Annotated in this window: 22 protein-coding genes; 13 read left to right on the top strand and 9 right to left on the bottom strand. The window is 66.4% G+C overall.

Features of this window, described 5'->3' with window-relative positions:
- Positions 1–90 precede the first annotated feature (90 nt).
- Complete coding sequence (locus DOM41_RS03665; protein WP_110685552.1) at positions 91–801, bottom strand: 16S rRNA (uracil(1498)-N(3))-methyltransferase; 711 nt, start codon at positions 799–801, stop codon at positions 91–93.
- Positions 802–985: 184 nt separating this feature from the next.
- Between DOM41_RS03665 and purD the strand changes: the two genes are divergently transcribed.
- Genes purD through coq7 form a run of 4 tightly spaced genes read left to right on the top strand, consistent with a single transcriptional unit; the run spans position 986 to position 4,299 of the window.
- The gene (purD, locus tag DOM41_RS03660) at positions 986–2,278 is read left to right on the top strand and encodes a phosphoribosylamine--glycine ligase (protein ID WP_110685493.1); all 1,293 of its coding nucleotides are present in this window, start codon (positions 986–988) and stop codon (positions 2,276–2,278) included.
- A 60-nt stretch (positions 2,279–2,338) separates the two neighbouring features.
- Positions 2,339–3,211, top strand: coding sequence for a phosphoribulokinase (locus tag DOM41_RS03655; RefSeq protein WP_110685492.1), 873 nt, complete (start codon positions 2,339–2,341; stop codon positions 3,209–3,211).
- A gap of 41 nt (positions 3,212–3,252) precedes the next feature.
- Positions 3,253–3,597 carry a histidine triad nucleotide-binding protein gene (locus tag DOM41_RS03650; protein WP_110685491.1) on the top strand — a complete coding sequence of 115 codons (345 nt, stop codon included), beginning with the start codon at positions 3,253–3,255 and terminating at the stop codon, positions 3,595–3,597.
- 60 nt (positions 3,598–3,657) lie between these two features.
- Positions 3,658–4,299: a 2-polyprenyl-3-methyl-6-methoxy-1,4-benzoquinone monooxygenase gene (gene coq7 / locus DOM41_RS03645; RefSeq protein WP_110685490.1), complete on the top strand. Its 642-nt coding sequence runs from the start codon at positions 3,658–3,660 to the stop codon at positions 4,297–4,299.
- A 135-nt stretch (positions 4,300–4,434) separates the two neighbouring features.
- Here the strand turns inward: coq7 and DOM41_RS03640 are convergent, their stop codons facing one another.
- The 3 genes from DOM41_RS03640 to DOM41_RS03630 all read right to left on the bottom strand — a co-directional run bounded on the left by DOM41_RS03640 (position 4,435) and on the right by DOM41_RS03630 (position 6,653).
- Positions 4,435–4,854 (bottom strand): OsmC family protein, encoded by a 420-nt coding sequence (locus DOM41_RS03640; protein WP_110685489.1) that lies wholly within the window; start codon positions 4,852–4,854, stop codon positions 4,435–4,437.
- Positions 4,855–4,917: 63 nt separating this feature from the next.
- Entirely contained in the window at positions 4,918–5,583 is a 666-nt protein-coding gene (gene murU / locus DOM41_RS03635; RefSeq protein ID WP_110685488.1) for an N-acetylmuramate alpha-1-phosphate uridylyltransferase MurU, read from the bottom strand.
- A complete protein-coding gene (locus DOM41_RS03630; protein WP_110685487.1) occupies positions 5,580–6,653 on the bottom strand; it encodes an aminoglycoside phosphotransferase family protein in 1,074 nt (357 codons plus the stop codon). Before DOM41_RS03630 ends, murU begins: the two co-directional genes overlap by 4 nt.
- A gap of 312 nt (positions 6,654–6,965) precedes the next feature.
- On the opposite strand from DOM41_RS03630, the gene DOM41_RS03625 reads away from it, so the two are divergent.
- From DOM41_RS03625 to DOM41_RS03590, 8 genes are all read left to right on the top strand, one after another.
- Complete coding sequence (locus DOM41_RS03625; protein WP_110685486.1) at positions 6,966–9,434, top strand: LPS-assembly protein LptD; 2,469 nt, start codon at positions 6,966–6,968, stop codon at positions 9,432–9,434.
- A gap of 143 nt (positions 9,435–9,577) precedes the next feature.
- Positions 9,578–10,537: a peptidylprolyl isomerase gene (locus DOM41_RS03620; protein ID WP_110685485.1), complete on the top strand. Its 960-nt coding sequence runs from the start codon at positions 9,578–9,580 to the stop codon at positions 10,535–10,537.
- Positions 10,537–11,547 carry a 4-hydroxythreonine-4-phosphate dehydrogenase PdxA gene (pdxA, locus tag DOM41_RS03615; RefSeq protein ID WP_110685484.1) on the top strand — a complete coding sequence of 337 codons (1,011 nt, stop codon included), beginning with the start codon at positions 10,537–10,539 and terminating at the stop codon, positions 11,545–11,547. Before DOM41_RS03620 ends, pdxA begins: the two co-directional genes overlap by 1 nt.
- Positions 11,548–11,563: 16 nt before the next feature.
- Positions 11,564–12,367 carry a 16S rRNA (adenine(1518)-N(6)/adenine(1519)-N(6))-dimethyltransferase RsmA gene (gene rsmA / locus DOM41_RS03610; protein WP_110685483.1) on the top strand — a complete coding sequence of 268 codons (804 nt, stop codon included), beginning with the start codon at positions 11,564–11,566 and terminating at the stop codon, positions 12,365–12,367.
- On the top strand, positions 12,364–12,747 hold the full coding sequence (gene apaG / locus DOM41_RS03605) for a Co2+/Mg2+ efflux protein ApaG (RefSeq protein WP_110685482.1): 384 nt from the start codon (positions 12,364–12,366) through the stop codon (positions 12,745–12,747). Before rsmA ends, apaG begins: the two co-directional genes overlap by 4 nt.
- Before the next feature lie 75 nt (positions 12,748–12,822).
- Entirely contained in the window at positions 12,823–13,644 is an 822-nt protein-coding gene (locus tag DOM41_RS03600; RefSeq protein WP_110685481.1) for a symmetrical bis(5'-nucleosyl)-tetraphosphatase, read from the top strand.
- Positions 13,645–13,755: 111 nt separating this feature from the next.
- Positions 13,756–14,082 (top strand): thiosulfate sulfurtransferase GlpE, encoded by a 327-nt coding sequence (glpE, locus tag DOM41_RS03595; RefSeq protein WP_110685480.1) that lies wholly within the window; start codon positions 13,756–13,758, stop codon positions 14,080–14,082.
- A 4-nt stretch (positions 14,083–14,086) separates the two neighbouring features.
- Complete coding sequence (locus DOM41_RS03590) at positions 14,087–15,214, top strand: tRNA nucleotidyltransferase/poly(A) polymerase-related protein (RefSeq protein WP_110685551.1); 1,128 nt, start codon at positions 14,087–14,089, stop codon at positions 15,212–15,214.
- Between the two features lie 85 nt (positions 15,215–15,299).
- On the opposite strand, the gene DOM41_RS03585 is transcribed toward DOM41_RS03590, so the two are convergent.
- Entirely contained in the window at positions 15,300–16,682 is a 1,383-nt protein-coding gene (locus tag DOM41_RS03585; protein ID WP_110685479.1) for a GntT/GntP/DsdX family permease, read from the bottom strand.
- 240 nt (positions 16,683–16,922) lie between these two features.
- On the opposite strand from DOM41_RS03585, the gene DOM41_RS03580 reads away from it, so the two are divergent.
- A complete protein-coding gene (locus DOM41_RS03580; protein ID WP_245391726.1) occupies positions 16,923–17,465 on the top strand; it encodes a gluconokinase in 543 nt (180 codons plus the stop codon).
- 33 nt (positions 17,466–17,498) lie between these two features.
- Here DOM41_RS03580 and DOM41_RS03575 read toward each other — a convergent pair whose 3' ends face one another.
- From DOM41_RS03575 to DOM41_RS03560, 4 genes are all read right to left on the bottom strand, one after another.
- The gene (locus tag DOM41_RS03575; protein WP_110685478.1) at positions 17,499–18,506 is read right to left on the bottom strand and encodes a LacI family DNA-binding transcriptional regulator; all 1,008 of its coding nucleotides are present in this window, start codon (positions 18,504–18,506) and stop codon (positions 17,499–17,501) included.
- A 166-nt stretch (positions 18,507–18,672) separates the two neighbouring features.
- Positions 18,673–19,692 (bottom strand): LacI family DNA-binding transcriptional regulator, encoded by a 1,020-nt coding sequence (locus DOM41_RS03570; RefSeq protein ID WP_110685549.1) that lies wholly within the window; start codon positions 19,690–19,692, stop codon positions 18,673–18,675.
- A 151-nt stretch (positions 19,693–19,843) separates the two neighbouring features.
- On the bottom strand, positions 19,844–21,469 hold the full coding sequence (locus DOM41_RS03565) for a glycoside hydrolase family 13 protein (RefSeq protein ID WP_110685477.1): 1,626 nt from the start codon (positions 21,467–21,469) through the stop codon (positions 19,844–19,846).
- A gap of 26 nt (positions 21,470–21,495) precedes the next feature.
- Positions 21,496–22,620 (bottom strand): ABC transporter ATP-binding protein, encoded by a 1,125-nt coding sequence (locus DOM41_RS03560; protein ID WP_110685476.1) that lies wholly within the window; start codon positions 22,618–22,620, stop codon positions 21,496–21,498.
- Between the last annotated feature and the right edge of the window lie 14 nt (positions 22,621–22,634).

Genomic DNA, 22,634 nt, shown 5'->3' with positions numbered 1-22,634 from the left:
CACGGCGTCTCCGTGCAGGGCGGGCCGGGTGAAACAGCAGCGCGCGCGTAACGACGGCGGTGGCGGGGGCGAGGTCGTTGGGCTGGCGATTCAGAACAGCCGCGACAGCAGGGCGGTGACCGCCGTCTCCACTCGAAGGATGCGCTCGCCGAGATGGATTCCCTCGAAGCCGGCTTCTTGTAGCCGTTCCACTTCGTAGTCGACGAAGCCGCCCTCGGGGCCGATCGCCAGCACCGTCTCCTCGCTGATGCCGCGGGGGCAGGCCGACGCCATGCCGGGATGGGCGATCAGCGCGCGGCGGCCCGCCGTCAGCGCCGGCAGGCGATCCTCGACGAACGGTTTGAAGCGCGGCTCCAGAGTCACCGTCGGCAGGCGGGTGTCGCGGGCCTGCTCGAGTCCGAGCATCAGGTGCTGGTGAATTTTCTCGGGGTTGAGCTCCGGCGACTGCCAGTAGCTCTTCTCGACCCGGCGGGTGTGCAGAAGTGTCAGCTGTTTCACGCCGAGGGCGGCGGTGTGCTCCAGCGTGCGGGCGAGCATTCGCGGGCGCGGCAGTGCCAGCAGCAGGTGAACCGGCAGGGGGGCCGGCGGCTCGCGTTCGAGTGTGACGCGAAAGCGTGCGGCATCCGCATCCAGCGAGAGCAGCTCACCGCTCCCGATGCGTCCGTCGAGCGCGCCCACCGTGAGTCGGTCACCGGGGGCGGCCCTGTGCACCTCGAGGAGATGGCGCAGGCGGCGCGAATCCCGCACCGTGGCGTGGTCGGCGTCCGTCCAGTCCGTGGGGTCGAGTAGAATGAGGTTCATGGTGCACGCTGTGAGCGGATGGAAAAGCGGCCGGCGGCCGGCCCGAAAGCGGGTCATTGTGCCTCAAACCGTGGGCTTCGTAACATGGTATTGGGCCGCAGTGGGGGCCGTCCGGTCGGGCGACTTCGCCTCCTTTCTGACATAATGCGCGATCCACTCGGGCAAACCGCGATAAAGGCGAGCGATGAAGGTTCTAATCATTGGGGGAGGCGGCCGCGAGCACGCCCTGGCATGGAAGGTCGCGCAGTCGGCCCAGGTCGATACGGTATTCGTGGCCCCCGGCAACGCCGGTACGGCGGGCGAGCCGGGGCTGACCAACGTTGCCATCGACGCGATGGAGACCGCGGCACTGGTCGACTTCGCGAAGGACAATGGCGTCGAGCTGACCATCGTCGGGCCCGAAGCGCCGCTGGTGGCCGGGGTCGTCGATGCCTTCGTCGATGCCGGACTGGCGATCTTCGGGCCGACCCGGGCGGCGGCGCAGCTCGAGGGCTCCAAGGCGTTCACCAAGGATTTCCTCGATCGCCACCTGATTCCGACCGCCGCCTATCGTACGTTCGCCGAAGTGCCGGCGGCGCTCGACTACCTCCGCGAGTGCGGGGCCCCCATCGTGATCAAGGCCGACGGGCTGGCCGCGGGCAAGGGCGTGGTCGTTGCCATGACCGACGCGGAGGCCGAAGCGGCGATCCGTGACATGCTCGAGGACAACGCCTTCGGTGACGCCGGCGCCCGCGTGGTGATCGAGGAGTTTCTGGAGGGCGAGGAGGCGAGCTTCATCGTCATGGTCGACGGCGAACACGTGCTCCCGCTCGCCACCAGCCAGGATCACAAACGCGCCGGCGACGGCGATACCGGTCCAAATACCGGGGGCATGGGCGCCTACTCGCCCGCCCCCGTGGTGACCGAGGTCGTCCACCAGCGGATCATGGACGAAGTGATTCGTCCGACGGTGGCCGGCATGGCCGCCGAGGGGTATCCCTATACCGGATTTCTCTACGCCGGCCTGATGATCGACCCCGACGGTGCGCCCAAGGTAATCGAGTACAACTGCCGCTTCGGTGACCCCGAAACCCAGCCGATCCTGATGCGCCTCGAAAGCGATCTGGTCACGCTGTGTCTGGCGGCGCTCGACGGCCGTCTCGATGACGTCGAGTGCACTTGGGACCCCCGCGCCGCGGTCGGTGTGGTACTCGCCGCCGAGGGCTATCCGGGCAGCTACCCCAAGGGGGATCGAATCACCGGCTTCGACGCCGCCGCGGAGACCGGCTGCAAGGTCTTCCACGCCGGGACTCGACTCGATGACGAGGGTTACGTCGTCACCAGTGGCGGACGCGTGCTCTGTGTGACCGCGCTTGGCGATAGCGTCGGCGCGGCCGCCTCCCGCGCCTATGCCGGGCTCGAGTTCGTGCGCTGGCACGGGGCCGGCTACCGTCGCGACATCGCGCACCGGGCGATCGCCCGCGAACGCGAGCTCTGAACGGCCCATCGAATGACGGCTCGGTGCCGCTCGGCACCGGCATGACAAGCGGAGTTTGCGATGTCGCGTGAGTTTCCCATCATCGCCGTTACCGGCTCCTCCGGGGCCGGTACGACCACCGTCAAACGCACTTTCGAGCGCATGTTCGCCCGAGAGGACGTTCACGCCGCCTTCATCGACGGCGACGCCTTTCACCGCTACTCCCGCGCGGAGCTCGCCGACATCCTGCAGGTCGAGCCGGAGCGCAAGGCGGAGCTTTCGCACTTTTCAGTCGACGCCAATCTGATCGAGCGACTCGACGGGCTCTTTCAGGAGTACGGCGAGAGCGGCAAGGGCACCTACCGCCACTACATCCACGCCGAAGACAAGCGGATGATCGAGGCCGGCTGGCAGGTGGGAACCTTCACCGACTGGCAGCCGATCCCCAGCGGCACCGACCTGATGCTCTACGAGGGACTGCACGGTGGGCTGGTGACGCACGAGCACGATATCGCGCGTCACGTCGACATGCTCATCGGCGTCGCCCCGACCATCAATCTCGAGTGGCTGCAGAAAATCGACCGCGATACCAAGCTGCGCGGATACTCTCAGGAGGCGGTGATCGACACCATCCTGGGCCGAATGCAGGACTACGTGCGCTACATTCAGCCCCAGCTCTCGCGCACGCACATCAACTTCCAGCGCGTGCCGACCGTCGACACCTCCAACCCGTTCGAGCTGCAGGACGTGCCCAACGACGGCGAGTCCTTCGTGGTGATCCGCTTTCGCGATCCGGGCGCGGTCGACTTCCCCTATCTGGTGACGATGATTCATGATGCCTTCATGAGCCGGCCCAACACGCTGGTCGTCCCCGGGGCGCGGCTGTCGCTGGCGATGGACCTGATTCTCGCGCCACAGGTGCAACAGTTGCTGTCCCAGCGCCGCTTTCGCTGACTGCGCCGCCCCTTTACCGCCGTCGATTCGAGGAGAGACGCATGGAACCGACGCTTTTCGACAAGATCATCGCTCGCGAGATACCCGCCGACATCGTTTTCGAGGACGACGAGGTGCTGGCGTTCAATGACATCAATCCGCAGGCGCCGACGCACATTCTGATCATCCCCAAGAAGCCGATCGCCACGCTCAACGACATCGAAGAGACGGATCTGGCGCTGATCGGCCGGCTGCAGTTCACCGCAGCGACGCTCGCCAAGCAGCTCGGCTTTGCCGAAGATGGCTATCGCGTGGTGATGAACTGCAACGAGAATGGCGGACAGTCGGTCTATCATATCCACATGCATCTGCTCGGCGGGCGTCGACTCGCCTGGCCGCCGGGCTGAGCGCTCGACGATCCGTGGACTCACCCACCGGGTGAGCGTGCAACGCGCAAGGAGGCCCGCATGACGCGCCGAATGTCTCGTACCGACAATCTGATTCATCAGTTCGACACCGTGCTGCGCACGCTCACGCCGAAGGCGGCGCAGCCCAGCCGGCCATCGCCCGCCCACTCGCACCCCGAGGGACCACTCGACGAGACCCAGCGCCGCGACGTCGCCGGGTTGATGCGGGTCAATCACACCGGCGAAGTCTGCGCGCAGGCACTCTATCAAGGCCAGGGACTCACCGCCTCGCTCGCCGAGACGCGGGCCCGGATGGAAAAGGCGGCGGCGGAAGAGATCGACCACCTCGCCTGGTGCGATCAGCGGCTGCAGGAGTTGAACGGCCGCACGAGCTATCTCAACCCGGTGTTCTACGCCGCCTCGTTCGGGCTCGGCGCTGTCGCCGGTGCGGTCGGGGATCGGGTCAGTCTTGGCTTCGTCGCGGCCACCGAGGAGCAGGTCGGGCATCACCTCGAGGCGCACGTGCGCCGGCTGCCGGTGGACGACAAGCGCTCCCGGGCGGTGCTCGAGCAGATGCGTGTCGATGAGGCCCAGCACGAGCGCTGGGCCCTGGACTCCGGCGGCAGCCGCTTCCCGCTGCCGGTGAAGTGGAGCATGCGCCTGATCTCCAAACTGATGACCAAGAGCGTCTACCGGGTCTGAACGCCGTTGATCGCCGCTGGCGCTGTGTCGACCGCCGACGCGGCCGATAACCGGCGCAAAAAAAACGCCAGCGACGACCGTCGCTGGCGTTTGTCGTTGCGGGCGGCGTTCGTCACACGCCGCTCGACACAGGGGTCAGACGTCGACGACTTCGTAGTCGTGGGTGATCTCGACGCCACCTTGGGCGAGCATCAGCGAGGCGCTGCAGTACTTCTCGGCGGAAAGGTCGACGGCGCGTTTGACCTGGGCATCTTTCAGCCCGCGACCGGTGACCACGAAGTGAACGTGGATCTTGGTAAAGACGGCCGGCGTGGTGTCGGCGCGCTCGGCTTCGAGCGTCGCGACGCAGTCGGTGACGTCGGCGCGGGCCTTCTCGAGGATCTGAATCACGTCGTAGGAGGTGCAGCCACCCAGGCCCATGAGCATCAGCTCCATCGGCCGCGGTCCGGTATTGCGCCCACCGTTGTCCGGATTGCCGTCGATGACCACGCTGTGGCCGCTGCCGGATTCGGTGACGAACTGGCGTCCGTCGGTCCATTTGACTGTGGCTTTCATGAAAGCGATTTCCTTGCTGAACGGGGTGTGTCGATGGCGCGAGGATAACATCGACGACGCGGCTCACGCCTGGGTCAACCGCGCCTCGAGTTCCTGCAGGCGGGCCGGTGTGCCCACATCGACCCAGTCGCCGCGATGATGGCATCCGCCAACCCGCCCGGCGCGCATGGCCTCGGTGAGCAGCGGTGCGAGTTTTGTCGGCTCGCCGTCGACGAGCGAGGCGACGAGCGCCGGATGGATCACGCCGACGCCCGCGTAGACGAGTTTGGGGTCGCCCTCGGCATGAAGTCGGCCGGCGGCGTCGAGATGAAAGTCCCCGGCATTGAAATCGGTGGCGTCGACCATGACCAGGCTGGCCAGGTCATTCTCTTTCAGCGAGAGCGTGGCCAGCGGGAAGTCGCTCCAGACGTCGCCGTTGAGCAGTAGAAAAGGCGCCTCGCCGAGCAGTGCCAGGGCGTGGCGCAATCCGCCGGCGGTCTCCAGTGGCTCGGCCTCGACGCTGAAGGCAAGCTCAACGCCGTAGCGGCTGCCATCGCCCAGCGCCGCGATGAGCTGCTCGGCCCGGTAACTGGCGTTGATCACCACCTCGGTGAAGCCCGCCGCAGCGAGTCGCTCCAGGTGATGGACGATCAGCGGCTTGCCGGCGACCGGCAGCAGCGGCTTGGGACAGTGATCGGTCAGCGGGCGCATCCGTTTGCCGAAGCCCGCGGCGAGAATCATCGCTTTCACGGTGTCGCTCTCCCGTCGCTGGCGTGCGGCGCGTTCGCACGATGCTCTTTCGCACGATGCTCTTTCGCACGATGCTCGGCGAGCCGCGCGAGCATCGTCGGATGGTAAACCTCGTTGAGCCAGGTACGGAACGAGGCGAGCGCGGGCAGCGCCGCGAGTCCGTCATCGAGCTGGGCAAAGAAGTGCGGCAGCCAGTCGAGATAGCGCGGTTTGCCATCGCGCAGGCAGAGTCGGCAGAACTGGCCCAGTATCTTGAGCTGGCGCTGGACGCCGATCGCCTCGACGGCGGCGTGGAACGCCTCACGATCGAGCCGGTCGGGGAGATCACCCGCCGCTGCCACTTGCTGACGAAACGCCTCGATCCAGTTGGCCACCGTCGCCACCGGCCAGTGCTGGTAGCGTCCGCGCAGCAGCGAGATCAGGTCGTAGCCGAGCGGCCCCGCGAGCGCCCCCTGGAAGTCGATGATCCAGAGCGCGTCGCGATGGATCATCAGGTTCATGGCATCGAAGTCGCGGTGCACCGCGACCGTCGGCAGCGCCGCGATCTGCGCGAGCAGATGCTGCTTGACCCCGGGCCACGTCTCGGGCGTGTCGATTCCCAGCCAGCGGCCGAGCCCCCAGTCGGGGAAGCGTTCCATCTCCTCGTCGAGAAACGCCGGCGTATAGGTCGCAAGCGCTGCGACCGGCGCCCGGTGCTGAATGGCGTCGAGCACGTCAAGCGCCCGTTCGGTGCCGGCGCGGGCGCTCTCGGCGTCGACGAAGTGGTGATGCAGGCTGTCATCGCCGAGGTCGTCGAGCTCGAGAAACCCCTGGTCGAGATCGGCGCCGTGAATGGCGGGGACCGGCAGCCCGGCCTCGCGCCAGTCGCGGCCGATGGTGACGAAAGGGCGGCTGTCCTCAAGGGCTGGCGGTGCGTCCATGACGATCCGCGTGGTGCCGTCGGGGAAACCGACCCGGCAGTAGCCGCGCAGGCTGGCATCGCCGGCGACGACGTCGAGGCGCAGCGAGTCACCGGAGAGGTCGTGGCGGTGCGCGATCCAGTCGCGCAGGGCGTCGAGGCGCAGCGTCATGGGAATATCCGTTCGGGTGGTGAATTCGGGTCGTCAATTCGGGTCGTAAAAGCGGGCGTCGTCAGCGAGTTGACGGGCCCCGCATCGCCCCGCATGCTGGAGCCGCACGCGCTTGCGGGCCCCTTGGAGTCCCTCGACAGCCGCTGCGACGCGGCGTTCAAAGGCGCGATGCGATAGCATGCACCGTCACTGTCGCGGGCGGCCATTGCCCCTCGCGTGACAGCGGGCGCAGTGACGATGGCGCAGGGCCTCGCGGCAACCCCCGGCGAGGTCTGTATAATACCGATTCCACTCGGCAAGGACACAGAGTACATGGGCAAGCGACTGGTCTGGACTGCCCTCACTGGACTGCTCTCGACGACGGCTCAGGCGGCGCCCCCGGAACAACTCCCCGCGGATCAGCTCGACTGGTCGGCGTGGGGTGACGAGGCCCCGGCCGGCGCGCTCTGCACCGGGCGCTACATCGAGCCGGGCTATCGACTGCCGCAGGGGCAGTCGCCCGAAGAGGTGCTGACCGACTCCGCCTCCGCGGAGTACGGCAACGACGGCGAGACGATTCTCGGTGGTGAGGTGGTGCTGCGGCGAGGCGACAGCCAGCTCGAAGCGCCACAGGTTCGCGTCAACGCCGCCCGCGACACCGCGTTCGCGGATGGCCCGATCACGGTGCGCTATCCTGGGCTGCTGGTCCGCGGCGGCGATGCCGAAGTCTCGCTCGACAGCGATGCGGCGCGAATCGACGACGCCCACTACGTGCTGCATCAGCAGCGCGTACGGGGTGATGCCCGGTCGATGCAGCGTCTGGCCGACGGTCGCTATCGCATGTCCGAGGCCAGCTTCACCACCTGCGAGCCGAGCAGCCGCCTGTGGCGTGTGGTCGGTAACGACGTCACCATCGACCGCGAAGCGGGCTACGGCACCGCCAGCAACGCGCGGCTCGAAATGGGCGAAGTGCCGGTTTTCTACTGGCCATGGGTGCGTTTCCCGATCGACGACCGCCGCCAGAGCGGCTTTCTCTGGCCGACCCTGGGGCTTTCCAGCGATGGCTTCGACTACAGCCAGCCCTACTATCTCAATCTCGCGCCGAACTACGATGCCACGCTGACGCCGCGTTATCTCAGCGAGCACGGTGCCATGCTCGGCGGCGAGTTTCGCTACCTGGTGGGCGGAGACGACGAGGGGTCGATCGAAGGGGCCTACCTGCCGAACGACAACGGCGGCGACAGCGATAACCCCAACGACCCCGACGATGCCTTCGACGGTGAAGATCGCTGGTACGTCGACTACCGTCACCATGGGAACTTCAGCGATCGTCTCGACTACGGCCTGCGCTACGGCGCGGCCAGCGACGGTCGCTACTTCGATGATTTCGGCCGTGATTTCAGCGAGCAGGACACCGAGTATCTCGAGCGTCTGGCGCGGCTGACCTACGCCGGCACGACCTGGAATCTCGACGCCCGCGCCCAGGGCTATCAGCGGCTCGACTATCCCCTCGACGAGGATGATCGGCCCTATTACCGGCTGCCGAGCCTGACCGCCGACGCTCGCTGGGAGCAGGACAACGGCTTCTATCAGGAGTGGAACTCCAACGCGACCTACTTCGAGCGCGATCTTCACGGCGTCGACAGCAACGGCTTCTGGGAGGACGAGGAGACCGGCGACACTCGCCAGATCCGCCTGCGCGAGGCCGCCAACGGCGCACGCGTCAACCTGACGCCGGCCGTCGGTTGGCGTGCCCAGCCGAGCTGGGGCTTTCTCGAACCGCGATTCCAGCTCTGGCAGACCCAGTACGAACTCGACTACGGCAACCGCGACACCGATCGCGACGAGAGCCTGTCGCGGACCGTGCCGGTCACCTCGCTGGATTCGGGGCTGATCTTCGAGCGGGACGTCGAACTGTTCGACAGCGACTGGCGTCAGACCTTCGAGCCCCGGCTCTACTACGCCTACGCGCCCGAGCGGGATCAGAGCGAGTTTCCGGACTTCGACACCGATGAGCGGGCGATCTCCTGGAACCAGCTCTGGTCGCCCTACCGCTTCACCGGCAGCGACCGTGTCGGCGACGTCAACAAGGTCTCCTACGGGGCGTCGACGCGTTTCCTCGAAGACGATACCGGTACCGAGCGGCTAGGACTCTCGGTGGGGCAGAGTGCCTACTTCTCGGATCGCAACATCGACATGGATGGCGACCCCGACACCCTGCCGGATCGCGAGAGCAACTACGAGGAGTGGTACAACGCCACCCGTGACCGCTCGCCGGTCATCACCCAGCTCGACTGGCGCATCAACGATCACTGGCGCTCGCGTTACGAGTGGTTCTACGACCCTGACCGCTCCAAGACAGAGAAGGCCTCGGCCTACCTTCAGTACATGAGTACCGCCGGCAGCGTGCTCAACCTCGGCTATCGCTGGCAGCTTCAGGGCTTCGACCCCTCCGGCGACGACGAGGACCAGCTGAGCTACAACCGCGAAGACTACGACGTCTCCTTTGCCTACAAGGCGACCCAATCGCTGGATCTGATCGGACGCTACCTGTACGACAATACCAACAGCCGCGACCTGGAGACCCTCGCCGGCGTTCAGTTCAACAGCTGTTGCAGTGCGGTTCAGCTGGTGTGGCGCGAATGGGTCGACGATAACGATACCGCCAACAACGTCGATGACGACTACACCGATCGCGGACTTTTCCTGCGCTTCGTGTTCAAGGGTCTCGGCGGTGTCGGGCAAAATACCGACAGCTACTTTGCGACCGCGGTGCCGGGCTATCGGCCCACGGAATTCTGAGCAAGGGGGCGGTCCTGGTAAACGGCATCGCCCCATCGCCGTCACGGACCGTCTGGCATAGGCCGGGCGGTCTACCGCGACAATCCGTTTCGACTCCCGCGTGCCGATGCCGGCACGCCCTTCAACAAGCAGGAGAGGTAGGCATGCGTCTACGCGCGAGTATTCCCCTGACGCTGGCCATGTTGCTGTCGCCGTTGGCCGCCATGGCCCAGCCGGTGCCGCTGGACCGTATCGTCGCCGTCGTCAATGATGACGCCATCATGCAGAGTCAGCTCGAGGACCGGGTCGATCAGGCCCGTGGTCAGCTCCAGAGCAACGATATCCAGGTTCCGCCCGCCCAGGCGCTGGAGCGTCAGGTGCTCGATCGCCTGATCGTCGAGCAGATCGAGCTGCAGATGGCCGAAGACGCCAATCTCACCATCGACGAGACTCAGCTCAACGCCACACTGCGCGGCGTCGCCGAGAACAACGGCATGAGTCTCGACGAGTTCGCCAATACGCTGGAGCAGCAGGGACGATCGATCGCTCAGGTGCGCGAACAGATCCGCCGTGAGCTGCTGATCCGTCAGGTTCAGCAGAGCCGCGTCGCCAGCCGCGTCAACGTCTCCGACCGGGAAGTCGACCGCTTCCTCGAGCAGGCCGGTCAGAGCCGTAATGTCTCCTATCATCTCGCCCAGATCCTCATCGCGGTGCCGCAGTCGCCGACGCCGGATCAGGTGAGCCAGGCCCAGGCCGAAGCGCAGGATATCTATCGTCAGCTCCAGAACGGCGCCGACTTCCAGCAGCTCGCCGCGGCCGAATCCGACGACGCACAGGCGCTTGAGGGCGGCGATCTGGGGTGGCGCCCGGCGGCTCAGATTCCGTCGATCTTCACCGACGTCATTCCCGAGCTGGCGCCCGGTGAGGTCAGCGAGCCGATCCGCAGCCCGAGCGGCTTTCACCTGCTCAAGCTGCTGGATACCCGGGGTGAAGGCGGCGGTCAGATGAGCCGCGAACAGGCGAGTCAGGCGATTTTCCAGCGTAAGGTCAATGACGAGCTGGAAGCCTGGATCCAGGAAATTCGCGCCAGCGCCTACATCGACAATCGTCTCGGCGACAGTTGATGTCGCCGCGCCCGATTCTCGCCCTCACCACGGGTGAGCCGGCGGGCATCGGCCCGGAGCTTGCGCTCGACGCTGCGCGAGACTGGCAGGGGCTGGACGCCGAGGTCGTGGCCATCGGCGACCCCGAGATGCTTGTCGACCGCGCCAAGGCGCTCGGCTGGCCGGTCAAGATCGACATCGTCGATCCCGAGCGCGCTCTGCCGCCCCGGCGCGACGGCCACCTGCCGGTGTGGCCGGTGGCGCTGAAGCGCCCGGCGAGGGCGGGACGGCTCGATCCTGCCAACGCCGACTACGTGATCGATACACTCGATCTCGCGGTCGAGGCGTGTCGCGCGCAGCGGGCGAGTGCGATGGTCACGGCGCCGCTGCACAAGGGAGCGATCATCGATGGCGGTTTTCCCGGCTTCACCGGGCATACCGAATATCTCCGCGACGCCTGCGCCGTCGAGGAGGTGGTGATGATGCTCGCCACCGACCGCACCGCGCGTCCGCTGCGGGTGGCGCTGGCGACCACCCATCTGCCGCTCTCTCAGGTGGCCGGGGCGATCACCGTCGACTCGCTGATCCGCGTGTCGACGATCCTCGATCGCGAGCTGCGCGAATGCTTCGGTATCGGGAATCCGCGAATGCTCGTCTGCGGGCTCAATCCGCACGCCGGCGAAGCGGGGCATCTCGGGCGTGAAGAGATCGACGTCATCGAGCCCGCGCTGGCGCGGCTGCGCTCGGCCGGGCTGGATGTCGTCGGCCCGCTGCCCGCGGATACGCTGTTCACCCCGCGCCATCTCGATCGCGCCGACGCGGTGCTCGCGATGTATCACGACCAGGGCTTGCCGGTGCTCAAGTACGCCGGTTTCGGCCAGGCGGCCAATATCACCCTCGGTCTCGGACTCGTTCGCACCTCCGTCGACCACGGTACCGCGCTGGATCTCGCCGGCACCGGCCGCGCCGACACCGGCAGCCTGCGCGTCGCGCTCAACGTCGCCGCCGACATGGCGCGGCGCGCTCACTGACAGAATTCGAGGTTTCATGGCTACTCGCTCCCCGCTTCCCCGGGCCCGTAAACGGTTCGGTCAGAACTTTCTCCGCGATACCGGCGTCATCTCGCGTATCGTGCGCGCCATCGCGCCCCGCGAGGGTGATCGCCTGGTCGAGATCGGGCCCGGGCAGGGCGCGCTAACCGCCCCGCTGATCCAGGCGTCGCAGGCGCTCGAGGTGATCGAGCTCGACCGCGACCTGATTCCCGGGCTACGGGTGCAGTTCTACGACTACCCCGATTTCGTGATCCACGAGGGGGATGCGCTCAAGTTCGATTTCCAGGCGCTGAGTGATCAGGACGGCCGGGCGCTGCGGGTCGTCGGCAATCTGCCCTACAACATCTCCACGCCGATCATCTTCCATCTGCTCGGCGCTCGCGGGGCGATCGAGGACATGCATTTCATGCTTCAGAAAGAGGTGGTCGATCGCCTCGCCGCCGAACCCGGCGACACGGACTGGGGCCGGCTGTCGGTCATGACCCAGTACTACTGCCAGGTGGAGTCGCTGTTCGTGGTGCCGCCGGAGTCGTTCTTGCCGCAGCCCAAGGTCGACTCGGCGATCGTGCGGCTGACCCCACATGCCGAGCTGCCAGCGGTCGCCGACGACGAGACGCGCTTCGCCGACGTGGTACGCCAGGCTTTCGGTCAGCGGCGCAAGACGCTTCGCAACAATCTCAAGGGGCTTATCAGCGCCGAGACACTGACCGAGATCGGCATCGATCCGGGTCGCCGTCCCCAGACGCTGCGGGTCGACGAGCTGGTGGCGATCAGCAACCGAGTCGGTGAATCGGCATGAGCGATCTCGTCCACGACGTCACCGTCACCGTCGAGCCCGAATACCGGGAGGATGAGTCCTCGCCGCAGGAAGATCGCTACGTCTTCAGCTATACCGTGACGGTCTACAACGCGGCCGCCCAGAGTCTGCAGCTACTGTCGCGCTACTGGAAGATCACCCAGGGCCACGGCAAGGTGCAGGAGGTTCGCGGCAACGGCGTGGTCGGCAAGCAGCCGGTCATCGCCGCCGGACACAGCTTTCGCTATACCAGCCGCGCGGTGCTGGAGTGCCCGGTCGGTGTGATGCAGGGCAGCTACACTTGCATCGACCCGGCGACGCAGGAGACCTTTGAGGTCGCCATCGCGCCGTTCCGGTTGGCCGGCCCGCATCAGGTTCACTGACGCGTCCGGTGTCACCGGGCAGGGCACCAGGCGACCGGGGCGTTCATCTTCATCATCTTCAGGCAGGGGTAGGGCATGGCCACGTATGCGATAGGCGATCTGCAGGGCTGCTACGCGGAGTTCGAGGCGCTGCTGGCGCGGCTCGACTTCTCGCCCTCGCGTGACCGGCTCTGGCTGGCCGGAGATCTGGTCAACCGGGGCCCGGGCTCGCTCGCCTGCCTGCGCCGCTGTGTCGAGCTCGATGGCGCGGCCAGCGTCGTGCTCGGCAATCACGATCTGCACCTGCTGGCGGTCGCCCGCGGTCACGGCAAGCTCAAGCGGAAGGACACGCTGGTGCCGATTCTCGATGCCCCGGATCGCGAAACGATGCTCGAATGGCTGCGGTGTCAGCCGCTGCTGGTCACCGATGACGCGCGAGGTTGCGTGATGAGCCACGCCGGCATTCTGCCGCAGTGGTCGCTGGCGCGAGCGAGCGAACTCGCCGCCGAGGCCGAGCGCGTGCTGAGTGGGCCCGACGTCGACGCCTTTCTCGCCGTGATGTACGGCAACCGACCGGCGCTGTGGGACGAGTCATTGACGGGCGAGGATCGCATCCGTGCCATCGTCAATGTCTTTACCCGTATGCGCTTCATCGATGCTCAAGGCACGCTCGATTTCGACGCCAAAGAGGGGCTCGATAGCGCCCCGGCCGGCTTCGCGCCCTGGTTCACCTATCCGCGGGCCGATTCGCCAACGCTGCTGTTCGGCCACTGGGCAGCGCTGGAGGGACGGACCCCCGGGGCGCGGGTCGAGGCGCGTGCGCTCGATACCGGCTGCGTCTGGGGCGGCTCCCTTACCGCGCTGGATATCGATAGCGGCGAGTCCATCGTCGAGCCGGCTCACGGCGTGACCGCCTGACATCGCCTGCCGGCGGCGCGGTTCATCACTGTTTTATCCACAAGCGGTTCGGTTCGCTCCAAAGCGCTACCTACCCACAGGCGGTCTGTCTCCGCCCGAGGAACGTCAACCATGTCCACTCCGTTCGAACATCTCGACCCGACGACCCTGTCGCAGTGGCTGAGCGAAGGTCGCACGCTGACGCTGGTCGACATCCGCGACCCGCTCAGCTTTTCCCAGGGCCACATCCCAGGTAGCCGCCATCTGGACAACTCGACCGTTGCCGAACTGGTCGAGCAGACGCCCGTCGACACGCCGCTGGTGGTGGTCTGCTATCACGGTCACTCGAGCCAGCAGGCCGCGGCCTGGCTCGCCGGGCAGGGCTTCGAGACGGTCTACAGCCTGGAGGGCGGCTTCGTCGACTGGTCGCACCGCCATCCCGACCATGTCGCGCAGTGACGTCATGAATACGCCGGATCCCCATCTCGAGGGGCTGACGGTCTATCTGGTCGGCGGCGCGGTGCGCGATGCGCTGCTCGGCTGGCCGGTGGGCGATCGCGATTGGGTCGTGGTCGGTGCGACCGCCGACGCGATGCGCGCGCGAGGTTTCCGCCCGGTGGGGCGGGACTTCCCCGTCTTTCTGCATCCCGAGACGCACGAGGAGTACGCGCTGGCGCGCACCGAGCGCAAGCAGGGCCACGGCTACACCGGCTTCGAGATTCACGCCAGCCCCGACGTGACGCTGGAGGCGGATCTGGCGCGCCGCGATTTCACGCTCAATGCCATGGCCGAGTCCGCCGACGGCGAACTCGTCGACCCCTATGGCGGCCGTGCCGATCTCGATGCGAGGCGGCTGCGCCATGTCTCGCCCGCCTTCGTTGAAGATCCCCTGCGCGTACTGCGGGCGGCGCGCTTTCTCGCCCGCTACCGCGGACTCGGGTTCGAGATCGCCCCCGACACCTTCGCGCTCATGCGCGAGCTGTCGACGACCGGCGAAATCGGTCATCTGGTCGCCGAAAGGGTGTGGGTCGAGACCCAGAAAGCCCTGGGTGAGTTCGACCCCGCGGCGTACTTCGCGACACTCGACGCCTGCGCTGCACTGCCGGTGCTGATGCCGGAGCTGGCAACGGCCGACCTTGCAGCGGCCTGCGCACGCATGGCGGAGGTGCTCGAGCCGCAGCCCATCGGGCTGTGGCGCTGGGCGCGACTCGGTGAGCATCTCGCCGCCGAGGCGCAGGAATCGCTCAACGCCCGTCTCAAGGTGCCCAATGACTATCGCGAGGCCATGCGCCTGGCCGGCCATTCGCGAACGCTGCGGCTCGAGCTCGGCGACACGCGCGACGCCGCGGCGATCATGGCGTGGCTCGACGCCATCGATGCCTGGCGTCGCCCCGAGCGGCTGGCGCCGCTGATCGCGCTGATCGCTCACGACGACGGCAAGCTCGCCGACGATCTCGCGCTCGCCTCGCGTCTTGCCGCCCAGGTGCTGCCCAAGTCGCTGCTCGACGAGGGCTTCCGCGGCCCGGCGCTCGGTCAGGAGCTCGCCCAGCGTCGAGAGGCGACCATCGCCGAGGCGCTGGGCACGGCCTAGTCATCACGGCGGCGAATCGGGCATGCAAAAACGCCCGCTGCGNNCGCAGCGGGCGTTTTGACGTTACCGGGACGGTATCGATGACCTAGACGAAGAGCCCGATCAGCAGCGACATGGCCAGGCCGACGAGACCGATGATCGTCTCCATCACGGTCCAGCTCTTCAGCGTCTGAGCTTCGGTCAGGCCGAAGTAGCGGTTGACCAGCCAGAACCCGGAGTCGTTGACGTGGCTCAGCACCGTCGCGCCGGAGGCGATGGAGATCACGATGAGTCCCAGTACCGGGCCTTCCAGGTTGAGGGTCGAGATGACTGGCGCCATCAGGCCGGCGGCGGTGATCATCGCGACCGTGGCCGAACCCTGAATGACGCGCACGGCGGTGGAGATGATGAAGGCCAGCAGGATCGGCGGCAGCGAGCTGTCGGCCATCAGATTGCCCATCACTTCGCCGACACCGGAGTCGATCAGCACCTGCTTGAACACGCCGCCGGCGCCGGTGACCAGAATGATGATACCCGCGGGTTCCAGCGCCTTGGTCGCCACTTCCATGACTTTCTCTTTCGCCATGCCGCGACGGATGCCCAGGCAGTAGAACGCCAGCACCGTGGCGAGAATCAGCGCGACGAACGGGTGACCGAGGAACCCGAGCACCGAGGTCAGCGTGCTGCCCTCGGGCATCACGACACCGGAGACGGTGTTGAGCACGATCAGCGCCAGCGGCAGCAGCGTGATCGAGACGATCATGGTGAAGCTCGGCAGGTTCTCGCTGTTCTGCGTCTCCTTGGGCAGCTCCATGTACTCCGGGATTTTGGCGTCGATGTGCTTGCCGATCCAGCGGCCGAACAGCGGCCCGGCGATGATCATTGCCGGCAGACCGGCCATCGCCCCGAAGAGAATCACGTAGCCGAGGTCAGCACCTACCAGCTCGGCGACCGCAATCGGCCCCGGGGTCGGCGGAATGAACGAGTGCGTCACCGCCAGCCCCGCCAGCAGCGGAATGCCGTAGTGGAGCAGCGAGCGGCCGGTCCGCCGGGTCAGGGCGTAGATCAACGGCACCAGGATGATGAAGGCGACGTCCAGGAAGACCGGAATGGCCACCAGAAAGCCGGTCAGGCCCATCGCCCACTGCGAGCGGTCTTCGCCAAAGCGCTTGAGCAGGGTGTTGGCGAGACGATCGACACCGCCAGAGACTTCGAGCATCTTGCCGAACATGGCGCCGAGACCGACCACCGTGGCGACGAAGCCCAGCGTGCCGCCCATGCCCTTTTCGACGGTATCGAGCAGCTCCTCGACGCCCATGCCGGCGGAGAGGCCCGCGATCAGGCTGACCACGAGTAGCGAGACGAAGGCGTGAAGGCGAAGAACGAGTACGAGAACCAGCAGCAGAACGATACTGAGCGCGGCGACCGCGATCAGCCGGTAGGTCGGGTCGCTCAGCAAGACCTGGAAGGGAGCGATGAGGCTTTCCATGACGACGAAAGATCCTGGTTGGGAGCACGGGCGCGCGACGCGACCCTTAGCCTTTGGTGGCGTTGTGCTTCGCGGTGGAGTTGGCGAGAATGGATGTTACCGGTAACAACCGCATAACAACAATGCGCCTAAAGGCGTAGAGACAGGGCGTGAGTTGGCGGTTAGGCAGTATTGATCACTCGAACGTCTCCGTGATCTCACCAGGATCTCGGTATCGACCCCGCGGCAAGAGTCAGGCGCATGAAAGCAGAGTATGGACACCGCATCGTTGTCATGGGCGTTTCCAGCTGTGGCAAGACGGAGATCGGCAGGCAGCTGGCAGTGAAGCTCGACGGACGCTTCGTCGATGGCGACGACTACCACTCGACGGCGAGCGTCGAGAAGATGGCTCGTGGCGAGCCGCTCGACGACGACGACCGCGCCGGCTGGCTTCAGCGTCTGAGCGAGCTGATCGGCGACGCCCGGGCACGCGGCGAGACGCTGGTCGTGGGCTGCTCCTCGCTGAAGCGCCGCTACCGCGACCTATTGAGAACGGGGGACGAGCAGCTCGCTTTCGTTTTCCTCGAGGGCACGCGCGAGCTGTTGCTGCAGCGGATCCAGTCCCGCGAAGATCACTTCTTCAAAGGCGAGGCGATGCTCGACAGTCAGCTTGCCACGCTGGAGGCGCCGCAATCCGACGAGGCTGTGACCGTGGATATCGCCGGTACCATCGAACAGGTGGTCGATCAGGCGGCCAAGGGGTTGGAAGCGCGCTATCGCCGTCTGGGCCAGAACGACGTCTAGGCGCGGTCGCGCAAGGCGGCCCTGGCCCGGCGCCTAGAGACTGCCGCCGAGCTGGATCTCGAACCCCAGGTTTTCGCTCGCCGGCTGTCTGGGTGCCCCGCCCAGTCGCGCCAGCAGCCGGTCAGCGATCGTCTCGCCGATACGTCGGCGCGGTGTCACCACCGTGGCGAGCGGTGGCGTCGTCGCCTCGACGATATCCAGTCCGTTGAACCCCGCCAGCGATAGCGCCTGCGGTACCTCGAGCCGCCGGCGCTGACACTCGAACAGGGCTCCGGCCGCCAGATCGTCGTTGTTGCAGAAGATACCGTCGAGCGTCGGCCAGCGGTCGAGCATCGACGCCAGCATCTCGCCGCCGAGGCGGTAGGTCGACGGGTGCGCGGTGGTCAGGCAGTGTTCGGTCGACAGTCCCGCCGCGCGTAGCGCCGACTCCCACCCCGCCATGCGCAGCTGCGTGCGGTGATCCATTCTTGCCGCCAGGAAGCCGATGCAGCGACGTCCCTGATCGATGAACGCCTGCGTCATCGCGGCGCCGGCAGCGGTCTGATCCAGCCCGACGTTGATGTCGATGGGCGTGTCGGTCAACTCCAGCGTCTCCACAACCGGAATGTCGGCGCAGCGCAGCAGGTGTCTGGCATGTTCGGTATGCCGGGTGCCCGGCAGGATCAGCGCATCCACGCCAAAACGCAGGTACGTGTCGATCAGCCGCTCCTCTTCGAGAAACGAATACCCCGTGTGCCCGATCAGCACCTGATACCCCGACGCCCCCAGGCCGTCTTCGATACCGCGCTGGATCTCCGAGAACACGGCGTTGGAGAGCGACGGAATCAGCAGCGCCACGCTGTGGCTGCGTCCGCTCGCCAGCGCGCCGGCGCTGTGATTGGGAATGTAGCCGAGTGTCTTCGCCGCCGATTCGATTCGCTCGCGCAGCGGCGCGGAGACCCGCTGCGGTTCGCGCAGCGCCCGCGATACGGTGATCTTGGTGACACCGACGCGATCGGCGATGTCCTGCAGGGTGACGCGTCCCGATGAGCGGCGTGGCATGTCTCGTCTCTAAAGCGGGCGGAAAGGTCGCGGGTATTCAGAGGCCGGCGGCAATGGATGTTACCGGTAACTTTTCTCAGGCTAACACGTCGTTTATGTCTGCCGCTGTGCGCTGATAGTCGTAAGGTCGAGAGGGAAAGACGCCGCCGTGCCGGCGCAACATCGCTCAGGGCGCGCTATCCCCGATCAACAGTTCCGTCTCGAGCGTTCGCGAGCGGCGAGGGCCGAGGTCGAGCAGCATGGCGGCGGCGAGACGACCCTTGGCAGTGCTGTCCTGTCGGACGGTGGTCAGCCGTGGGCGGCGACGCTGCCCTTCGGCGATACCGTCGAAGCCGGTGATGCGCAGATCTCGGGGGACCTTGAGGCCGCGGCGCTCTGCCAGATCGATGGCGGTCAGCGCGATGCGGTCGGAGAGACAGATGAGCAGGTCGGGCCGGGCCGGAAGTGGCTGGTCGAGCAGGGCAGCGATTGTCGGTACGCAGCCGTCGTGGGTGTTGCGATCGATGTTCCATAGCGCGATCGAGTGCGGATCGATGTCGGCTTCGATGAATGCCTGGAGCACCCCGTCGAGACGCCGGCGAGTCACGGTGAGCTCGCTGGCGAGTAGCGCCTCGCTGTCGATGAGGCCCTGCTGCGCGCGTGTCAGCCGCAGGCCGACGATCGCCACCCGGCGATAAGGGCGGCGCAGGGCATGTCGCGTCAGTGCGAGACTGGCCCGGTAGTTGTCGATATGGACCGAGGGGACCCCGGGCAGATCGATATCGATGCCGACGGCGGGGCGATCGTCGAGCAGTTTCAGAATGCGCCGAGCGTCGCCGTGCAGCCCGTAGACGATGACGCCGTCGGCCATGTCGACGCTGCCGGCGCCCTCCTCGAGTCGACCGGGGAGCAGCATCAATGAGTGGTCATGCTGATCCAGCTGCTCGGCGACGCCGGCGATCAGTTCGCTGGCCACGCTGTCCCTGAGGCTATAGCTCAGGTTATCCGCCAGCAGCAGGGCGACGATACCGGAGCGGCCGGTGCGCAGCATCCGCCCCCGGGAGTCCGGGCCGGTGTAACCGAGGGCCTCGGCCGCGGCAAGGATCTCCTCACGGCGGGTCTCGGAGAGCTGGTCGGGACGGTTGTAGGCATTCGAAACGGTGGTGGCGGAGACCCCCAGCTGCTGCGCTACCGTTTTCAGCGTCATGCGCTTGTTGGGATTCACAACCGGCGGCAGGCGAGGCGAGGGCGCCTCGGCAGGCGGGTCTTGGGCTGCGACATGCGCAGTGTCTCCTCGTGAAGGATGAAGGGGAGCCGTGGCGACGAGGGTGTCGCCCGTCAGCCCCGGGGCAATGCGGCTACCGGGTCGTCAGCCACACCGCGGCGTTGCCGGCCAGCATCGAGTTGGCGAGGGCCTCGGGGTGACTCTGGACGAGCGGTCGCCCCGCAGGTAGCGCGATGGGCCGCTCGCCAAGGTTGAGTACCACCCGCAGATCGCCATTGGTCAACATCAAGACATCCTCACGCGGGTTGGGTTCCCACGCCAACTCGCCCATGCCCAGACGCTGGTCACGGCGGACCTCGAGCAGCCGCTGATAGAGCGTCAACGTCGTCTCCGGTCGACCGAGCTGGCAGTCCACCGCGTAACGGGCGTAGTGGTCCGGCTGCGGTAGCCAGCGCTCGCCGCTAGTGTTGAAGCCGAAGGCAGGGCCCTCGGCCTGCCAGGGCAGCGGAACGCGACAGCCATCGCGCCCGCCATCCTCTCCCCCCGGACGAAAGAAGCCCGGATCCTGACGGTAATGATCGGGCATGGTGGTGTGATCCGGCAGGCCAAGCTCCTCGCCCTGATAGAGATAGGCGGAACCGGGAAGTGCCAGCGTCAGCATGATGATCGCACGGGCGCGGCGCAGGCCCAGCGCCTCGTCGGGCTGTTCGTCATCGATGCCGATTTTCTGCGGTCTGGCGCCCGGGTTGGAGAGCCCCAGACGTGACGCATGGCGCACCCCGTCATGGTTGGACATCACCCAGGTGGTGGTGGCGCCGACCTGAGCGGTGACCGCCAGCGAGCGGTCGATCACCTCGCGCAGCGCTGCGGCGTCCCAGCGGGCGATCAGATAGTCGAAGTTGAACGCCTGCTGCATTTCGTCAGGGCGGATGTAGCGCACCACCCGTTCCGGTCGCAGCCAGGCTTCGGCGACCATCATCCGGTCGCCGCCGTACTCTGCCAGCACGCGGTGCCAGCGCCGATAGATGTCGTGCACCTCGTCCTGATCCCACATGGGACCGCGGTTGCCCCCCTCGACCATCACCTGCTCGCCGTCCCAGTCGGGCAGGCCGGCCTGCTTGATCATGCCGTGCGCCACGTCGACACGGAAGCCGTCGACGCCGCGTTCGAGCCAGAAGCGCAGTACCTGCTCGAACTCGTCGCCGATCTCCGGGTTTCGCCAATCGAAGTCGGGCTGGCTGCTGTCGAACATGTGCAGATACCACTGGCCGTCATCGACCCGCGTCCAGGCCGGTCCGCCGAAGATGCTCTGCCAGTTGTTGGGCGGCAGTTCCCCCTGCTCGCCTTGACCATCGCGAAAGAAATAACGCGCCCGCGCTCGGCTGCCCGGTGGCGCAGCCAGTGCCTCCTGAAACCAGACATGCGCGCTGGAGCTGTGGTTCGGCACCAGATCGACGATCATTCGGATGCCGCGCTCGTGGGCGCCGGCGAGCAGGCGGTCGAAGTCCGCGAGCGTGCCGAACAGGGGATCGATGTCGCGATAGTCCGCCACATCGTAGCCGGCATCTGCCTGCGGCGAGCGGTAGAACGGCGACAGCCAGAGGGCATCGACCCCCAGCGCCTCCAGATAGTCTAGCCGGGCGGTGATACCGGCCAGGTCGCCGATGCCATCACCATTGGCATCCATGAAGCTGCGCGGATAGATCTGATAGATGACGGCATCGCGCCACCACTGTGGCCGGGAGTGCTGCTGAGTCATGGGGGCATCCGTCGTGCGGTGAAGAATCAGGAGGTCGTCGCCTGCGCCGGCGCAGGCTGGGTGTCCGGCGCCGCTATCATTGGCAGCGCGTGGCCGTCGCGATCGAAAAGGTGAGCCCGGTGGGCGTCAAAGGTCAGCGTGACGCGCCCGCCGCGGGTAAAGGGGCAGGGCGCTTCGGTGCGACACACCAGCGCTTCGCCGTCAGGCACCTGCAGGTAAAGGTAGGCCTCGCTGCCCAGATACTCGACGTTGAGGATCTTGAAGCCGGACTCACCCGTTGCCGCCGCCGGAATCAGGTGCTCCGGTCGCACGCCCAGCGTCAGGGATTCGTCGTCGTTCTCCATTCTGCGTGGCAGCACCTGATCACCCAGGCCGGGAATGCTGATTTGGCAGCCTGCCTCCCCCGCCGTGCGCCCCGTCACGCTGAGAAAATTCATCCGGGGCGAGCCGATAAAACCGGCGACAAAGCGCGAGGCGGGCTGCTCGTAAAGCGCCCGTGGCGAGCCAACCTGCTCCACGTGGCCCTCATTGAGCACCACGATGCGATCGGCCAGCGTCATCGCCTCCACCTGGTCATGCGTGACATAGATCATGGTCGAGCCGAGGCGCTCGTGGAGGTGGGCGATTTCGTTGCGCGTCTGCACTCGCAGTGAGGCATCCAGATTGGACAGCGGCTCGTCGAAAAGCAGGATCTTGGGCTCGCGTGCCATGGCGCGGCCGATCGCCACGCGTTGTCGCTGGCCGCCGGAGAGCGCTTTCGGCAGCCGGTCGAGCAGGTTGTCGAGCTGCAGAATCTTGGCGGTCTGACTCACCCGCTCCTCCATCGTCTGCTTGTCCGACTTGGCGAGCTTCAGACCGAAGGCGATGTTGTCGTGAACGGTCATGTGGGGATAGAGCGCGTAGGACTGAAACACCATGCCGATGCCACGCTCCGGTGGCGTCAGATTGTTGACCCGCTGGTCATCGATCATCAGATCCCCGTGGGTGATCGATTCCAGTCCGGCGATCAGGCGCAGCAGCGTCGACTTGCCACAGCCCGAGGGGCCGACGAAGACCACAAACTCGCCATCCCCGATCTCCAGCGAGACATCCTCGATGACCCGGGTCGTGCCAAAGCGCTTGTTCACGTTCTCAAGCGTCACGGAAGCCATGTTTCTCTCCTGCA

This window comes from Salinicola aestuarinus, assembly GCF_003206645.1.
GTDB lineage: Bacteria > Pseudomonadota > Gammaproteobacteria > Pseudomonadales > Halomonadaceae > Salinicola > Salinicola aestuarinus.
Note: the sequence above shows the minus strand (reverse complement) of the source record. Positions and strands in the feature narration are given on the sequence as shown.

What these genes read in the sequence shown, in the direction of transcription:
- glpE (WP_110685480.1), top strand. Translation starts at nt 13,756, where the DNA reads ATGTCCACTCCGTTCGAACATCTCGACCCGACGACCCTGTCGCAGTGG.
- DOM41_RS03575 (WP_110685478.1), bottom strand. Translation starts at nt 18,506, where the DNA reads ATGCCACGCCGCTCATCGGGACGCGTCACCCTGCAGGACATCGCCGAT.
- DOM41_RS03565 (WP_110685477.1), bottom strand. Translation starts at nt 21,469, where the DNA reads ATGACTCAGCAGCACTCCCGGCCACAGTGGTGGCGCGATGCCGTCATC.
- DOM41_RS03640 (WP_110685489.1), bottom strand. Translation starts at nt 4,854, where the DNA reads ATGAAAGCCACAGTCAAATGGACCGACGGACGCCAGTTCGTCACCGAA.
- DOM41_RS03650 (WP_110685491.1), top strand. Translation starts at nt 3,253, where the DNA reads ATGGAACCGACGCTTTTCGACAAGATCATCGCTCGCGAGATACCCGCC.
- coq7 (WP_110685490.1), top strand. Translation starts at nt 3,658, where the DNA reads ATGACGCGCCGAATGTCTCGTACCGACAATCTGATTCATCAGTTCGAC.
- DOM41_RS03625 (WP_110685486.1), top strand. Translation starts at nt 6,966, where the DNA reads ATGGGCAAGCGACTGGTCTGGACTGCCCTCACTGGACTGCTCTCGACG.
- pdxA (WP_110685484.1), top strand. Translation starts at nt 10,537, where the DNA reads ATGTCGCCGCGCCCGATTCTCGCCCTCACCACGGGTGAGCCGGCGGGC.
- DOM41_RS03585 (WP_110685479.1), bottom strand. Translation starts at nt 16,682, where the DNA reads ATGGAAAGCCTCATCGCTCCCTTCCAGGTCTTGCTGAGCGACCCGACC.
- DOM41_RS03600 (WP_110685481.1), top strand. Translation starts at nt 12,823, where the DNA reads ATGGCCACGTATGCGATAGGCGATCTGCAGGGCTGCTACGCGGAGTTC.
- DOM41_RS03620 (WP_110685485.1), top strand. Translation starts at nt 9,578, where the DNA reads ATGCGTCTACGCGCGAGTATTCCCCTGACGCTGGCCATGTTGCTGTCG.
- DOM41_RS03655 (WP_110685492.1), top strand. Translation starts at nt 2,339, where the DNA reads ATGTCGCGTGAGTTTCCCATCATCGCCGTTACCGGCTCCTCCGGGGCC.
- DOM41_RS03590 (WP_110685551.1), top strand. Translation starts at nt 14,087, where the DNA reads ATGAATACGCCGGATCCCCATCTCGAGGGGCTGACGGTCTATCTGGTC.
- purD (WP_110685493.1), top strand. Translation starts at nt 986, where the DNA reads ATGAAGGTTCTAATCATTGGGGGAGGCGGCCGCGAGCACGCCCTGGCA.
- DOM41_RS03560 (WP_110685476.1), bottom strand. Translation starts at nt 22,620, where the DNA reads ATGGCTTCCGTGACGCTTGAGAACGTGAACAAGCGCTTTGGCACGACC.
- rsmA (WP_110685483.1), top strand. Translation starts at nt 11,564, where the DNA reads ATGGCTACTCGCTCCCCGCTTCCCCGGGCCCGTAAACGGTTCGGTCAG.
- DOM41_RS03665 (WP_110685552.1), bottom strand. Translation starts at nt 801, where the DNA reads ATGAACCTCATTCTACTCGACCCCACGGACTGGACGGACGCCGACCAC.
- apaG (WP_110685482.1), top strand. Translation starts at nt 12,364, where the DNA reads ATGAGCGATCTCGTCCACGACGTCACCGTCACCGTCGAGCCCGAATAC.
- DOM41_RS03580 (WP_245391726.1), top strand. Translation starts at nt 16,923, where the DNA reads ATGAAAGCAGAGTATGGACACCGCATCGTTGTCATGGGCGTTTCCAGC.
- DOM41_RS03630 (WP_110685487.1), bottom strand. Translation starts at nt 6,653, where the DNA reads ATGACGCTGCGCCTCGACGCCCTGCGCGACTGGATCGCGCACCGCCAC.
- DOM41_RS03570 (WP_110685549.1), bottom strand. Translation starts at nt 19,692, where the DNA reads ATGACGCTGAAAACGGTAGCGCAGCAGCTGGGGGTCTCCGCCACCACC.